At 52.1% G+C, this 16,039-nt stretch carries 12 protein-coding genes; 4 read left to right on the forward strand and 8 right to left on the reverse strand.

Going from position 1 to position 16,039, the window contains the following annotated elements; all coding sequences use genetic code 11:
* Positions 1-2 precede the first annotated feature (2 nt).
* Positions 3-1,010 carry a nitrilase-related carbon-nitrogen hydrolase gene (locus B157_RS0105785; RefSeq protein ID WP_020602421.1) on the reverse strand — a complete coding sequence of 336 codons (1,008 nt, stop codon included), beginning with the start codon at positions 1,008-1,010 and terminating at the stop codon, positions 3-5.
* Between the two features lie 147 nt (positions 1,011-1,157).
* Between B157_RS0105785 and bshB1 the strand changes: the two genes are divergently transcribed.
* Positions 1,158-1,877 carry a bacillithiol biosynthesis deacetylase BshB1 gene (gene bshB1, locus B157_RS0105790; RefSeq protein WP_020602422.1) on the forward strand — a complete coding sequence of 240 codons (720 nt, stop codon included), beginning with the start codon at positions 1,158-1,160 and terminating at the stop codon, positions 1,875-1,877.
* Positions 1,878-1,910: 33 nt separating this feature from the next.
* Here bshB1 and porG read toward each other — a convergent pair whose 3' ends face one another.
* The 5 genes from porG to B157_RS0105815 all read right to left on the reverse strand — a co-directional run bounded on the left by porG (position 1,911) and on the right by B157_RS0105815 (position 6,318).
* The gene (gene porG / locus B157_RS0105795; protein ID WP_020602423.1) at positions 1,911-2,546 is read right to left on the reverse strand and encodes a type IX secretion system protein PorG; all 636 of its coding nucleotides are present in this window, start codon (positions 2,544-2,546) and stop codon (positions 1,911-1,913) included.
* Positions 2,547-2,621: 75 nt separating this feature from the next.
* Positions 2,622-3,611, reverse strand: a complete 990-nt coding sequence (locus tag B157_RS0105800; RefSeq protein ID WP_026308520.1) for a DUF6089 family protein — start codon at positions 3,609-3,611, stop codon at positions 2,622-2,624.
* A gap of 173 nt (positions 3,612-3,784) precedes the next feature.
* Entirely contained in the window at positions 3,785-4,660 is an 876-nt protein-coding gene (locus tag B157_RS0105805; RefSeq protein ID WP_018619123.1) for an NAD kinase, read from the reverse strand.
* Between the two features lie 115 nt (positions 4,661-4,775).
* Complete coding sequence (locus tag B157_RS0105810; protein ID WP_020602425.1) at positions 4,776-5,444, reverse strand: CBS domain-containing protein; 669 nt, start codon at positions 5,442-5,444, stop codon at positions 4,776-4,778.
* Positions 5,445-5,541: 97 nt separating this feature from the next.
* Positions 5,542-6,318, reverse strand: a complete 777-nt coding sequence (locus tag B157_RS0105815; protein ID WP_020602426.1) for an alpha/beta fold hydrolase — start codon at positions 6,316-6,318, stop codon at positions 5,542-5,544.
* Between the two features lie 340 nt (positions 6,319-6,658).
* On the opposite strand from B157_RS0105815, the gene B157_RS0105820 reads away from it, so the two are divergent.
* Positions 6,659-7,933: a protoporphyrinogen/coproporphyrinogen oxidase gene (locus tag B157_RS0105820; protein ID WP_020602427.1), complete on the forward strand. Its 1,275-nt coding sequence runs from the start codon at positions 6,659-6,661 to the stop codon at positions 7,931-7,933.
* A 73-nt stretch (positions 7,934-8,006) separates the two neighbouring features.
* On the opposite strand, the gene B157_RS0105825 is transcribed toward B157_RS0105820, so the two are convergent.
* The gene (locus tag B157_RS0105825) at positions 8,007-9,665 is read right to left on the reverse strand and encodes a carboxylesterase/lipase family protein (RefSeq protein WP_020602428.1); all 1,659 of its coding nucleotides are present in this window, start codon (positions 9,663-9,665) and stop codon (positions 8,007-8,009) included.
* Positions 9,666-9,801: 136 nt separating this feature from the next.
* Between B157_RS0105825 and B157_RS0105830 the strand changes: the two genes are divergently transcribed.
* Entirely contained in the window at positions 9,802-10,533 is a 732-nt protein-coding gene (locus B157_RS0105830; protein ID WP_020602429.1) for an NUDIX hydrolase, read from the forward strand.
* Between the two features lie 92 nt (positions 10,534-10,625).
* Positions 10,626-11,435: a hypothetical protein gene (locus B157_RS0105835; protein ID WP_020602430.1), complete on the forward strand. Its 810-nt coding sequence runs from the start codon at positions 10,626-10,628 to the stop codon at positions 11,433-11,435.
* A gap of 10 nt (positions 11,436-11,445) precedes the next feature.
* Here B157_RS0105835 and B157_RS0105840 read toward each other — a convergent pair whose 3' ends face one another.
* Positions 11,446-15,948: an Ig-like domain-containing protein gene (locus tag B157_RS0105840; RefSeq protein ID WP_020602431.1), complete on the reverse strand. Its 4,503-nt coding sequence runs from the start codon at positions 15,946-15,948 to the stop codon at positions 11,446-11,448.
* Positions 15,949-16,039 lie beyond the last annotated feature (91 nt).

Genomic DNA, 16,039 nt, shown 5'->3' on the forward strand with positions numbered 1-16,039 from the left:
TTTTAACTGTAAAGTTTCCTGATAACCTCTTGCTGAGTTCGAGCAAACTGCTGTCGATCAGCCGGTTGCCCCAGTAACGTATTCGGTGGGTATACACTATGGTTCGCGTAACTTTCCGTGTAGAGTTCATACCGCTGCCGGGCCATTAAGTTACCCAGGGCGGGCCGCTGCCTGAACTCGCGCAGGGCAGCCAGGTCAATATCCGCATTGGCAACAATACTTTCGCCATAACCGGCTTCGGCCAGGACAATACCTTTCGGATCGATGATTTTTGAACTGCCATCCGCCGTATTGAGCGGAACCGAACTTCCCGATATACCCGCCGAGTTAGCTGATACCACATAGGCCATATTTTCGGCAGCACGGGCCAGCTTGGCTACTTTTCGGTGCGTTAATAAGGGACTGCCCACTTCGGATGTTGCATGCAGCAGCACTTCGGCACCCCGCATGGCCAGGCAACGGGCTACTTCAGGATAGAGAATATCTTCGGAGGCAATGCAGGCCAGATTCCCGATATTGGTTTTCACGACCGGAAACAGAGAATCGTACCCATAAGCATCCAGGTACAGCTCCCATACATCGTGCGGTGTGGGTACATACATGGTATTGAGTCGGCGATAGCGCAGGATTACGTCGCCGTTTGGGCCCATAATAAAGCTCGTCTGGAAATAGAGTTCCGGAAAGAAAGGGTCCTGTTCGTAGGCATTGCCCGAAAAGTAAAGTTGCTGCCGCTGAACCATTGCTCCCAGCGCTTCGTAAATCCGACCATCAATATCCAGAGCCGCTTTCTCCCGCCACTGGTCCACCGTTTCGGTTACGGGCGGACCGGTGAGGAAATATTCCGGTGCCACAATGAGCAGCGTATCGCGGCCGAGAACACCGACCGACGCCATTATCTGTTGCTCGATGCGTTCGATAGTCTTGAGCATTACTGCTTCGGCTTCATCGCGGTTTTGGCAGGAATTTACGGTCTGGCAGGTTACCTGAAGGGCAAGGGCTTTGTAAGACATACGGTCAGTACTTCTAACTAGTTTACGGTTGGGTTGCCAAAGTAAGATGTTTCTGCCAATAAACCTGAACCAGCTATTTTTATAGAGGGCTGGAACAAATTAACGGGCTGGTGAATTATCTAGCTGCTTACAGTTAAACAAAACCACATGAACGTTGACGTACTGGCTATTGGAGCCCACCCCGATGATATTGAAATGACTTGTGCGGGTACCGTACTCTCTTTAGTCAACCAGGGAAAAATGGTAGCGGGTGTCGACCTCACCCGGGGTGAACTGGGTACACGGGGAACCCCCGAAATCCGCTTGCAGGAGTCGGCGGAAGGGTCCAGAATTATGAAACTGGTGGCCCGCGAAAACATGGGATTTCGGGACGGTTTTTTTCGGAACGATGAAGAACATCAGATGGCCCTTATCCCCATTATCCGGCAATTTCGACCCACCATTGTGCTGACCAACACACCAGACGACCGTCATCCCGATCATGGTCGGGCGGCCGAACTGGTCGCTGAAGCCTGTTTTTACGCTGGCTTACGCCAAATTAAAACAGTTGGCAAGGATGGTGAGCCTCAGGAAGCGCACCGGCCAGCATACATATACCATTTCATTCAGGATCGCTCCCTGAAACCTGATTTCGTTATGGATATAACGCCTTACTGGTCCCAAAAACTGGAAGCGATCAAAGCGTATAAGAGTCAGTTTTTCAATCCAGCGAGCGACGAGCCACAAAGCTACATTTCGGGCGAGCCGTTCATGAGATTTCTGGAGTCGCGCACCCGCGAGCATGGCCACATGATTGGTGTTGAGTTTGGGGAAGGTTTTATTAGTAAACGGATGCTGGGCATCCAGGATTTGTTTGCGCTGGTATAATGCCCCGCCTGTACCCATTACTCAACGGTAACGTCAGGGGCAGAAAATTTTGTAGAATGTATAACTAACGGTCAACGCCGTATAGGTATAGCTGTCAAACAGTGCCGGATTACTCTGCGTTGTTTTGGTTAGCGCGGAGCCAAAGGTTAAATCGGCTAATCCATCCAGGTAATCATGCCTCGTAAAGCGGGTGCCAAACTCCAGCCCGATGCTCCAGGGACGTTTTATTTCGTATTTAACCCCGATTCCCAATGGATATGTAACAACCCCGCCTGCTTTTATGACATCGTTTTTGAAGCGGCACAGGCCAACGCCACCAAACACATAGGGCGTCCAGTTTTTGACCCTCGGCGAGGATACATAATTCAAAAAATTGTATTCCAGATCGACAGACACCTCGCTGATGTTTGTGCGGAAAGAGTAATTGCGTGCCTGCTGTAGGGGGTCTTTACTAAACCGGTCTTCGGCCCGGAAAGTACCAATATCACCAGCTGCCCGTATTGAGAAAGACCGGCTGACGTTGTAGCGAAAAAAAGCACCCGCGCCCGGGCTGAAAAAACGGGGATTCAGTGCCGGAGCCACGTCGCCTTTATACAGCATACCGCCCAGACTGGCTCCAAGTTCAATTTTTTGTGCTTGTGTACTTAAACTGATAAAAAGCCCGGCCATAAGTAGCCAGGCTCTGATTCTTTGGTATCTGTGCATATAGCCGGTGGCAGCAAACACCAGGTTTGCTGCCTGAAGTTACTTAATAGGTGGGCACTTTATTTTGGTTGGGATAATGTACTGAATCGAGAAATTAGTAAGTATATAACCATCTCTCGGAAATTTACCAACTCCCCCACCCCGTCCTACAGACGTAAACAGCTCGGGATTAGTCTGGCGCAGTTGCTGAAGGGTTGCATCACGGTCCTTATTGACCCGTGCGGCATCCAGTTCGTTACGCCGGTCAGCCATAATGGTCGACAGGCCCTGCAAAGCATCCGGATTGGCGTACGTTCCACTCACATCATCCAGATAATTGGAAAACGTCATCCGATAGCCAATTTCAACGCCCAGGTTAAAATTTTCATTGAGCATATAGCGGGCACCAATACCCACCGGAATAGCCAGCGTAACCAGTGAATAAGGCTTCTCATACCCAGGCTGGCCCTGCCCCTCTGTATGTAGCGGCTGAAGTTTTACCCACTCGCGTGCGGGCTGGTAAGCGGCACTGGCCACATTCCTTTCCGTGGGTGTTCGAGCCTCCGGGCTGTGTGCTACCAGCGCCAGGCCACCAAAAACGTAGGGCGTGAATTTGGCCCGGTCATTTGAGTTACGTCCATCGGCAATAAAATTATAGATACCCGTTACCGCAAACTCTTTCAGGTCATTCCGGAAGTGCAGATTCCGGATATACTGTAGGGCGTATTTCTCTGGATTACTTTTGCCAAACGTGTAGTCATCTCCAGCTATGCGTGCCCAGGTGAACATAGCCCGGGCGGCAAAATTGGGCGTAAACTGGCGGGTGTAGCCAAGTCCAACATTCCAGCGGGGTAGCGTAAACAGGGATTTTATGGGTGTGCTATAGGCATTTAACTCGCCAAAGTAGGTGGATGTACCTACGCCAAACGTAACGCTTGAATAAGGTAAAAAATGGGTATTTGGTCGTCGCTGTGCCAGGCTTTTTGTCGGTAAACCGGCCAATAGGCACACTACCGCAATGCCTGCTATCAAATGCCTATAATGAATCATACTTTTCATATACGTGAATCAACCCCCGGTGGCCCTATAAAGCCAACCAATTCCGAAACGGCCAGAGCGATCCTTTTATTGGCAGTTTGCCATAAAAATTATGCCACAAATGAGGAAAGTGGGTAGTTTGAAGCAACTATATCAGAAAGTATACAAACGAATGAACTGATTCGTTAATTACGAATGTCCCAGCCCCAGTTAAGTTTACTACGGAGCGTATTCAGGAAGTTATCATCCTTCAATTTTACCAGTCTTGCCTTGAACGCTTCTTTCCGAACGTTGATCCGAACGGAGGTGTCGACAGTAAAGGAGCGCGAATCCAGGGCAGCCAGGAAATTCCCGCTCCGGCTTTCTACCTCAAAAACAAACTCGCAGGTATCCATCACAATCATGGGCCTTACATTGAGGTTGTGTGGGCTGATGGGCGTAATAATTAAACTTCCGGTATGGGGCAACAGTACAGGCCCGCCACAACTGAGCGAATAGCCCGTAGAGCCGGAAGGCGTGGATACAATAAGCCCATCGGCCCAATAAGAATTCAGAAACTCCCCGTCCAGATACGCATGAACCGTAATCATGGACGATGTCTGCGTGCGGGTAATGGTGAAGTCATTCAGACCGAAGGGTAACTTCCCAAAAATATCCTGACTGGAGCTAACGCTCACCAGTGTGCGCTCATCAATGCTGTACTGTTCACTAAACAGGGCATCAATCATGAGCCTTACCGATGCGGGTGCCACCGTGGCCAGAAAACCCAGACGGCCAATGTTGATACCGATAATCGGAATTTGACGGGCACCTACGTGCGTAACGGCATCGAGCAGCGTACCATCCCCCCCCAAACTAAAAATAAAGTCGGCATCGGTAACCCCTTCGTCGAAGGTGTAGGTGGCCTGGCTGTAATGGCTTACACCCGCATTATCTAAAAAATCGCGGTATCCCTGCGAAATGATTATTTCGGTTTGCCGCCGGGCCAGTTCTTCAAACATAGACTGGATATAGGGACGGGCAGATTCGGGAAAGTTGCGCCCATGGATGGCGATTTTCATTAGTCAGTCGGTGAGTTAGTAAGTCAATTAGTTGGTGAGTTGGTGAGTAGTTACGTGTTGCCTGAGTCAGCCATTCACCGACTGACTGACCAACTGGGACCAACTGACTACTTTTTTAGGTATTTAAGTAGCGAAGCAGTGAATCGAGCCGCTCCTGGTCGATACTTTCAACTGGTGTATTGGCAAATGCCGCTTCAATCTGATACCCAAACCGTTCGAGCGTCGAAATAACGGGGGCAATATCCCGCCGGTTAAGTTTGAGCGTTAGCCGGGAGCGGTCGGGCATGCCATAGGCTGCACTGGAATAGTAGCTGCTGATAATCTTGACATTATTGGATTCAATCAGCCGGCTGATTTCTGTCAGGGAATAATCGCGTTCATTGAGGGCCAGAATCAAAATAGCCCCTGCTTCCTGCACGCCCAGTTCCTGAACAAAATGCTTGAGTAGTTCACTGACAGAAATGGTACCGATAAAGCCCTGCCCTTCATTAAGCACGGCAATTACTTCCATCTGATGCTTGGTAACCAGTCCCAGTACCTCCAGCAGGTGCTGGTCTTCCAGCACGTAAGTTTGTTCAAACAGGCGCATCACATCCCGTAGTAAACGCTCACTATCAACGACATCTAAAAGCAGTTCTTCACTTACTATACCCCGGTACTCATCCTGATCCGTTAGAATGAGTTGCCCGACGTGGTGCTCCTGCATCCAATCCAGTGCCTGCCCAACCGAATCGGTTGGCTTCAGGGCGGGGAGCATGGGATCTATTAGTTCGGCAGCCAGCATAAGTAACAATGTATAGTGTATAAAAACAGCGATCGGTTCTGTTTAGCAGAAAACTACGGAAATTATCCTTTAATTTCCAAATTCTCTTCTCTTTCTCTTACGCTACCAGTTCGCCAACTACCTGTTGGGCCAGCCATGTATCGAGTAATGTATTGAATCGATCGGGGCATTCCATCATGGGCGCATGACAACATTTGTCAATAAAATGCAGCTCCGAGTTAGCAATTAACCGGTTGAACTCGTGCCCTACCTCGGCAGGAGTAATGGTATCGTTCAATCCCCAAACGAGCAATGTTGGCACCTGAATCTTGTGCAAATCCTTTGCCACATTATTGCGCTGAGCCGATTTGGCAATGGCCACGATGCTCATGCACTTGGGAATACTGCTGGTAATCTCAAAAACCTCGTCAATCAATTCTTTAGAGGCCACTTTGGGGTCATAGAACGTGTAGGCAACGCGTTCAGCAATGTAATTATAACTCCCCCGCTTGGGAAAAGAACCCCCCATTCCGTTCTCGAACAGGCCGGAACTACCCGTTAGCACCAACCCCTGAACCTGTTCTGGATTTTTGAACGTGTACAGTATCGCTAAATGCCCGCCCAGTGAGTTACCCAGCAGCGTCATGTCACGCAGGCCTTTCTGCACCACAAATTTTTCAATGTACGTTACCAGACCTTCCAGACTGGCCTGCCGAATAGGCATCTCATAAATAGGCAACAACGGTATCACTACCCGGTAGCGATCCGAGAAAGTCGTAATGACACTATCCCAGTTGCTGAGTGCGCCAAAAAGACCATGTAGCAACAGGAGGACATCGCCCTCTCCTTCGTCCACAAATCGGAAACCCGCTTCTTCCTGAATCTGATAGTTCATGTGTATTGACTGGTTAAGGATGGATCAGTGGTTATTTTCTATAACGAAGAAAAACAAGGACTGTTCCGTTTTCAATGATTTGTACCAACGCCGGATAGATAGATGGTACCAGCCGATTCTTACAGCTATAACATAAGGTACTGCCACAAAATTAATAGTTTCTTAAAAAAACAAAAATTATTAATAAAAAATCATTGACTTTCAAGGCATTACATTTTATGAAACTTATAAATATTATATTTTTATAAAAAAAATACTACGAATTTTCTGTGGAGGTTAGCGTGCATTTGCCCGGCTATATACCTTTGACTTTTATTCATGCGCTCAACTCGTCGCTGCTATGTCTGCTGAAAATTCGCCCGTTATTATTGTTGGTGCTGGTATAGCCGGTTTAACCTGTGCTGTTTACCTCAAACAGGCGGGTATCAATGCGCTCCTGCTCGAAGCAAGCGACGGGGTGGGCGGCCGGGTTCGTACCGACCGGGTTGATGGTTTCCAGCTAGACCGGGGCTTCCAGATTCTGCTGACGGCGTATCCCGAAGCGCAGCGGCTGCTAAATTACTCCGACCTGCAATTGACGTCCTTTCGGTCGGGTGCGCTGATTCGCGACCGAACCGACTGGATTACCTTCATCAATCCGCTACAGGAACCTCTGGCGGTATTTCAAACGCTCTTTTCGCCGGTTGGTACCCTGGGCGATAAGCTGCGCCTGGCCGAACTCATGCGCCGAACCCAGGACCTGCCGATTGATGAGTTGTTTAATCAGCCGTCCGTAACAACGAGGGAGTTCCTGGAGGAGTTTGGCTTTTCCAGCCAGATAATCGATCGGTTTTTCCGACCGTTCTTCGGCGGTGTCTTTCTGGAAGATGCCCTGATAACGGCGAGCAATTTCTTTGAATTCTGTTTCCGGATGTTCTTTTCGGGCGATGCCGCCGTACCGGCGCGGGGTATCGGTGCCATTGCCGACCAACTGGCCAGCCGATTAGCTCCCGACCAGATTCGACTGAACACCCCCGTCACCAATATTTCGGGGAATACAGTCTACCTAAAGGATGGCGAATCCCTCACTGCCGATGCCGTTGTTGTGGCGGTCGATGCAACACAGGCCAGCCAGTTAATGGGTAGTCCGGTGCCTTCGCCACAGGCATTCAATCATACCACCTGCACCTACTTTGCGGCAAGACCGGAGCAGCTCTCAATTACGCCAGCCCAGAAAAACCTATTGTTGCTCAACATGCACCGGAGTTCAGCCGTGCATAACGTGGCCATCATGAGCGACGTAGCCCCCGGTTATGCCCCGGCGGACCAAACGCTCGTTTCGGTCAGCACACAGGGAGTGGAACTCTTCAACGAAGCGACACTGACGGAGCAGATACGGCAGGAACTAACCGGCTGGTTTGGTAAGGATGTTCAGCAATGGCAGCATCTGCGAACGTATCACCTTCCGCAGGCGTTGCCCAGCTATAATCCGGCGCAGGCGGGCCAGTCAGCTATTCACAAATCCCTCCGCTTAACGGATACTCTCTACCAATGTGGCGACCAAACGGCTTACCCATCCCTTAATGCCGCCATGCAAACCGGCCGGGAAGTGGCGGAGATGATCAGTAGGCAGTAACCTCCCCTAAAATATCGATACCCGCATCGGAGCAGATGCGGGTATCGAAAATAATTGCCTTTTTGGCATACGATCAGGGCTTCGCCGTCATTTCTTCCAGCAGCAGGTAACGCGCCCGATTTTTATCGGTTTCGGCCCGGGTGTTCACGTCGATTACCATCACATTAGCCTCGCTTTTATCTGTTATTGGCGACCATTTTGGCAAGCCCGGTCCATTTGGGTTACCGGTCTTAATAAAGTTGGCGAAGTAGTTCTGCATCAGTTCCGATACCTTATAATCCTCCGGCGACCAGGCATATACTTTATTCGTAGACAGGTTGCCCAGCGCGTACTCGATTTCGGCCGAGTGAACGGCTCCTTTAGCAGCCGGGGCTTTAGGAGCAGCCGGGTCTCCCCCCCGAACAACGCCCCCCGCCAAACCAGCCGTAGCATTGCCCATTTCGGGCGTCATGGCCGGACGTGGCCGCGAGTAGAAGTATCGGTACACAGGCTTACCACCCGTTTTGGCCTGCATTTCGGCCCACCGCCAGGTACTGAACCCAATAAAGCGGTCGCTAGCCAGTGCCGTTGCGGATTGCATCACCTCGTCCGGCGTAGTACCCGGATAAACTTTCAGTATGTCATAGGCTTTATCCCCGTACAGTTTCTTCACGGCAGCCGTGTAGTTTTCGGTGGTTGGCTCCTCTTTGCCCAGAATAACCCGGCCGGTCATTTCTTCCGAGTTCCAGCCTGCCAGCAGGGGTACGTGTGCCTGTTCGCCGGCGGCAAAAATTGCGTATGGTTCTTTGGGGAAGAAGTATCCATCAATGGCCGAGCCGAAGCGGGGTGCACCGGGTTTGCCGGCCAGTTCGAGCAACTGCTGGGCGGGCATGGCCCGCAGGTCGGCCAACGATTTAGCTCCTACACTAGTCGCAAACGTAGTGCCCATCTCTTCCGCTTTAGCCAGGGGAGCGGGCGGCAACGTACCCAGTACAGAACCACTCTCACCAATGGCACCCGCAATCAGATCTTTTGACAGGGGTGACATCATCTGCGCGCTCACCGAAGCCGAACCAGCCGATTCTCCGGCAATGGTAACCCGTTTGGGGTCTCCACCGAAGGCCGCAATGTTCTGCTGTACCCAGCGCAGGGCGGCACTCTGGTCCAGATAGCCGTAGTTGCTGGATGAGTGATGGGGCGATTCCTTCGTTAGTTCGGGGTGAGCCATAAAGCCAAACACACCCAGCCGGTAGTTCAACGTAATGGCAATAAGTCCTTTCCGGGCTATGCTTTCTCCATCGTATCGGGGTTCAGAACCGTCGCCCGCAATGAAGCCTCCGCCGTAGAAGTACACCATCACCGGCAGCTTTTCACTGGCCGACTTAGCGGGTGTCCAGACATTCAGGTACAGACAATCTTCGCTAACCCCATCCGAGCGGAAGGCCATATCGCCAAAAACGGGCAGTTGCATAGCCCGGGGACCAAAATGATCGGCTTTACGCACACCCGTCCAGTTTTTGGCGGGCTGTGGCTCTTTCCAGCGCAAATCGCCGACGGGGGGCTGTGCAAAAGGAATCCCTTTGAAGGCACGAATACCGCTGGCTTCGGTAACTCCCTCCAGCATCCCGTTCGCTACCTTCGCCTGCGGGGTCGTTTTCGATAAGCCATCCTTCGACTGAGCGTTGGCCAGATAACCTAATGGGGCCGTTAGTAATGAAACGAACAGCAGCGTTTTCAGGGTCATTTTTTTCATGTAAATAAGGGTTGTTTAATACGAAAATACCCACCAAATGCGTATAAATCTTTATTATTGTAACAATTTGATACAATAATAAAGATTTAGCCTGAAGCAACCAAAAGTTTGTTACTTGCACTGACGCTTCACCCGTATGAGCAAATCCCTAAAACCCGAAGAAACCGAACCCAGTGGCGCCGAATTTTTACCTGGCCTGGCAGTAGACACCGTTATTTTCGGGTTTCATGATAATCAGTTGAAAATTTTATTGCTCGAATACCGGAACACGGGTTTGCTGGCACTCCCCGGTGGCTTCATCAAAAATACCGAGAACCTGAACGATGCCGCCCGGCGCGTACTGGCCGAGCGAACGGGGCTACAGGACATCTACCTGGAGCAGTTTCACGTTTTCGGCGATCTCACCCGGCACGACCCGACTCCGCTGCGCGCCATCATGCAGGCGAAAGGACTCCAGCCCGATGATGACCACTGGCTGCTGGGACGGTTTGTTTCGGTAGGCTATTACGCACTGGTCGATTTTACGAAAGCCATTCCCATTCCTGATGAACTTTCAGATAGCTGTGGCTGGTATGATCTGGCTGCGTTACCTCCGCTAATGCAGGATCACACGGATATTGTCCGAAAAGCACTGGCTACGCTGCAAGCCGATCTGGACCGTAAACTGATTGGCTTCAACCTGCTTTCGGAGACGTTTACAATGGCCGATTTACAGTGCCTGTACGAAACCATTCTGGGACAGACGCTGCACCGCTCCGGTTTTCAGCGGAAAATACTTGGTTTGGGCATTGTGGAACGACTCGAAAAGCAGTACAGCGGTGGCGCACACAAAGCCCCTTACCTATACCGGTTTATTTCGAACAAATAGCGTGTCGGGCGTTTTACGTGCCAAAAAACACCGTACGTTTACGCATAAAGCCGTTGCATCAATAAACAAACAATCTGATTTGTTGACTTTTCATGCGTGGAAACGTACTGCTTCGTACTGGTTTATTATTGCTGATTTTACTGCCAATTGGTTTTCTACTCCTTACCCCTCCCCTCGTACGGTGTCTGTGGATTAGCCGGTCGGCAAGTTACCGACCACTGGCAGGAACACAGGACGTCTATATCCATCAGGCAGCCACCACCCGGCAGGAGAATCAACTCAGGCAACACGTGGTGACCGCCCGAAACCGTATTGCCTGGTTCTGGGGCAGCCGACACGGGCAGGCTACGCTTATCTATTGCCCGAATCAAACCGATTATGAACAGTACTGCGACGGGGGCGAGGGGGCCGGTTGCAGCCTGGGGCTTCCCTGGGGCGACTCGTATCTGATACTAGGGCCCGATGGCAATAACGCCGATGTGATTGCCCATGAGCTATGCCACGATGAGCTGTTTGCGCGGCTGGGCTGGTGGCGCGTAAAAAGACAGATTCCCCAGTGGTTCAACGAGGGACTGGCTTTGATGGTCGATTATCGATTCAGCAAACCAGCCTTGTGGAATACCCCCCGCCGGGCTGGAAAACATACACCCGCCGAATCACATCCCCCCCCCTCTCCCACCCACCAAATGATGAGACTAACCGATCTGGAAACTACCCGCGACTTTTTCGGTGGAGATTACATGCACACCATGCTGGCTTATCAAGCAGCAGCCAGTGAAGTGGCTCACTGGCTGTCGGTAGTAGGTAAAGCGGGGGTTCCGGTCCTGACAGATGCCGTTGCGAAGGGGGCTGATTTTAGCGATGCTTATCGGCAACTTGAGCGTCGGAGAACAGGAAAATAATCAGCGTTACTTACAACTTCATTACGCGTCTGGATGCCGTTTTGTCACCCACTCGTATCCGCAAAATATAGGTTCCCGCTGGGTGTTGGTCGAGTAATAGCGAGGTAGTAGACTGCCGGGTTTCCTGCCGGTATGTGATATGCCCGGCCAAATCGGTTAGTTCCAGTATAGCTGTCTGGCTGGACGACAATCCCCTGATCCGTACTGTCAGCGCGGAGGTAGCCGGAGTAGGATAGACATCTACCGCTTCGGCCAGTGACTGGTCTTCGATGCCCAGCAGTTGATTGACCGTCACCACTACCGAGCGGGCTGCCAGCGTACCGGTTCCACAGCCGTTGCTCACCTGAGACAGCAGGTACGCAGTGGTTTTGGTGGGCCTCACATCCAGCGCATACGGACTAACGGCCGTCGTTACCGACTGGGCCGCTCCCAAACCGGTAGCCGAACTATCGCGGTAGGAGAACGTCCAGGGGCCATCGCCCGAAAAAACAACCGTCAGGCTGGCTGGCTGGCCTTCAAAGATGGTTTGACTGCCAACAAGGGTAGCTACCGGCAGTGGGCGAACGGTCAGCAGCGTGGGGCTGTTGGTTCCTTTAATCGGAATTTTTGGATTGGTGGCCAGTACCCGCACCCAATACGTACCGGCTGGTGTATTAACCGGAATCGTACCGCTTACCTGACCGTTACCCGCCTGACCACCCGGTAGGTCGGCGAAAGCGATTTTCGTCGTGTCGGCTTCCACTTTCGCCAGTTGCAACTTGAAAACGCTGCCCTGGTTGAACGTGCCCGATGTGGTAAAATTCGTGGTCAAACTTGACCCGGCGCAGAGGGTTGCGGACGTTAATGCCTGAGTCTGAATGGTGGGCACCAACACAGTAATGGTGACTGAAGAACCATTGCCGGGCAAGCCTGATCCGCACTTATTGGCTACGTCCACAACCTGGTAGGTGGTCGTCCGGTCGGCCACGATGAGCAGGGTGGTGTCTTTTGTCGTTGTTCCGGTAAGGCCATTGGTCAGTTTGTACGTGTAAGGCCCTACCCCGGTAAACGTCAGTTTCAGCGGCACATCCAGCCCCAGATTCGTGGTGGTAGTTCCCAGAATAGAGAGCGTGGGCGGACTTTGTACAAACACCCGAATCACGGCTTTGGGGCTTTCGCAACCGTTGACGGTCTGCGTCACATAAAAGAGATCACCATCCGGATTTTTAGTCACGTTCAGGGTAGCCGGTGTGGGCGCTACGGTGGTCACCTTGCCGGTGGGGTCCGTCCATTTCAGGCTCGTTCCGGTCGCCGACAGTGGCTGGGAAGCTGCATCCTGACAAATTTCGATTACTGCTTTGGCAATTGTGGGCATCGGGGTTTCCGCCACGGTTACGCTCTGCGTGGCTTTCGGCCCTTCGCAGCCGTTGACCGTTTGCGAAACCAGCACCGAGAATGAAGCACCCTTATCGGTACCAATGACCGGAGCCGAACCGAACCGGTTGCCATCTACATTGTACCAACTCAGGTTTTCACCCGTGGCCGACAATAGTTCAGGGGGAGCAAACTGACAAATTACTTTTGGCGAAACGGTCGGGGCTGCTGGCAGGGACTTTACCGTTACAGAAAGGGGTGCGCGGGGTCCCTCACAACCATCGAGACTTTGACTGACGTAATACGTCGTTTGACTAGCCTGTCCGGTGCTTATTACCGGTGCGGCTGCGTTGCCCGTTCCACCCGTTTGAGCCGTGTACCAAAGCAGGTTCTGGCCGTTTGCTACCAGCGTGGTCGCGGCTGTGTTCTGGCACACCGCCAGAGCCGATGTACCGGGCGCATCGGGTGTAGTTTTGGTCGTTATTTTGATTTCGGCCCGGCTGCTCTCGCACCCACTCGTCGATTGGGTCACGAAATAACTAACCGTACCCGGCGTGTCGGTCGAAGGGGTTGGGGCGACATCGCTGCTTTTGCCCGATGGGTCGTACCACTTCAGGCCCGTTCCTGAAGCGGTCAGCACCGGTGCCGGGGTTCTCTGGCAATAACTAAACGCACCGGTCACGCCGGGAGCCGATGGGGGCGCTGCCACCGTAACGGTTACGCTACTGCGTGGCCCTTCGCAGCCATTATTGCTCTGGCTAACGTAGTACGTGGTCGCACTGGCGGTTCTGGTGTCGGGTGTGACAGTGCTGCCCAGAGAAGTACCTCCACTCGATTCCCGGTACCATTTCAGGTCCTGTCCAGTCGCCATCAATGGGCTGGCTACTGTATTCTGACAATACGTCGGCCCAACATTGGCCACTACCGGAACACCGGGCGTCGCATTGACCGTAACCGTCAATCGGGCGCGGGGGCTTTCGCACCCATCCAGACTCTGACTCACGTAGAAGGCAGGCTGCCCCGACTGACCGGTACTGACTATGGGCGGAGCCGTCGTGCCAGTGCCGCTTGTTTCGGTACTGTACCAGAGCAGGTTCTGACCCGTTGCCGTGAGGGCGGGGGCCGTTGCATTCTGGCAAACGGCTACCGATTGCACACCAGGGACATCGGGGGTTACTTTGGTGGTTACTTTTATTTCAGCCTGCGGGCTTTCGCATCCATTAATTGACTGAGTCACAAAATAACTAACCGTTCCAGGAACCTCAGTTGAGGGTATAGGAGCCATATCGCTACTTTTGCCCGATGGGTCGTACCACTTCAGGCTCGTTCCCGAAGCGGTCAGCGTAGTGGACGAAGCCTTCTGGCAGTAGCTAAACGAGCTGGTAACGGTAGGAGCGGATGGGAGTGCTACCACCGTAACGGTTAGGCCATTGCGGGGGCCTTCGCATCCATTGCTACTTTGGCTGACGTAGTAGGTAGTAGCCCCGACGTTTTTGGTGTCGGGCGTGAGCGTACTACCCAACGAGGCTCCCCCGCTCACCTCCCTGTACCACTTCAAGTCCTGTCCCATTGCCATCAGGGGGCTGGCCGTTGCGTTCTGGCAATAGATTGGTTTGACACTGGCCACTGTGGGGGCACCCGGCAAAGCATTTACCGTAACGGTAAACATAGCCCTGGGACTTTCGCATCCATTCACCGATTGTGACACGTAGTAGGTTATCTGACTTGTTTGGGACGTACTGACCACGGGCGTTGTAGGCGAGCCAGTGCCACCGGTGGAGGCAGCGTACCAGAGGAGGTTATCGCCGGTCACTTTTATAATAGGGGCTGCGGTATTCTGACAAACGGCTACCGACTGCACGTCAGGCATGGCAGGTGCTGGCTTTACGTCTACCGTAATTTCGGTCCGTTCGCTTTCACATTCGCCCAGTTTTTGCGCTACGTAGTATTTAAGCGTTCCAACCTTGTCCGTTGCGGGCTGCACGGGTGTCGATGTACCGGTACCACCCGTTGCGCTAGTACCGTACCAGACCAGTGATGCGCCGACAACGGTGGTTGTAGCCGTTAAGGGAGTAACTGACTGCGATTGGCAAAGGGTGAGTGAACTGGCCGGAGTAGCCGGTTTTCCAGGGCGGGCGTTTACCGTTACTACCAGGTAAGGACCATTTGGATTTGCCGGACTTGGACACCCCTTCTTAGAATCTACCGGTACTAAACTGAGTTTATACGTTTGACTACCAGGCACACTTGTATCAGGTATGGGTGGAGTAGTCGTAAACGCTGGGCTGGCTCCCTGTAGGGTATAACCAGTCTGATAGTTTTCTGGCGGAGCACTGTGTCCGTTTACATTGAGTGGATAGGACTTATCGCCCTGGCAATAACTCAATCTGCCATAATTTTCATTGAACCGGTTAACAGGATTGGGGCCTCCGCTTGGTGTATATAAGGTCCTCACTATCGTTTGGGCCGTGCTGCTTTCACATCCATTTACGGTCTGAGTAACAAAATAAGTTGTTTCACTGATAGGATATTTATAGCCGTCGTCACCATTTGCAACGGGCTTGCCCAACGAAAAATATGAATTCACCGGATTGCTCCCATTAAACGACCCACCAGTGTTCAAACTTAAATTACTGTTGTACAGGGATGCTGTCGCACCGGCATTGATTCCCAGATAGATATACGTATAGATATCATTGGCCGTTCGTCGCTGGCAATCCGGCTGAATGTCGTTAACTGTTGGCGGAACAGGCCGGGCTTTTACCGTTAGTAACGACGAACTGGGACTTCCTTTCACATCAGGACCTGTCGATATGAACCGAACCCGGTAACTGGCTCCGGGGGCGGTGTTAGCCGGGATGGTGGCCCGGTACGTGATTTCGTAACGCCCCGACGTACTGACAACGGTGGAAGGAACCTCAAAGTAAGTAGCCCCATCGCCCGACAATTCGATTCCATAGCTGTCGGCCGTTCCACTTCTGAAACCGGTTACGTCCAGTTGGGCACCGGAGCAAACGGCAGTGACCGTTAATGGCTCTGTACTGAGTTGTGCCCTTGTCTGAGCACTCCACAGGATTGGAGTGAGCAGTAAAACCAGTTTGAATAGCCTATTGCCAGGGCGCTGTATGAGTTGATTGTAGTACCGTAAAGAGTAATCCATACGTATGGGTTAATGAGGGTTGAGATTAGCAATGACGTACAGATGTGGCTTCTATTTGATTTCTATTCAACAAAAACTCACTCCCGATACC

It is taken from the genome of Spirosoma spitsbergense DSM 19989, from assembly GCF_000374085.1.
Lineage (GTDB): Bacteria > Bacteroidota > Bacteroidia > Cytophagales > Spirosomataceae > Spirosoma > Spirosoma spitsbergense.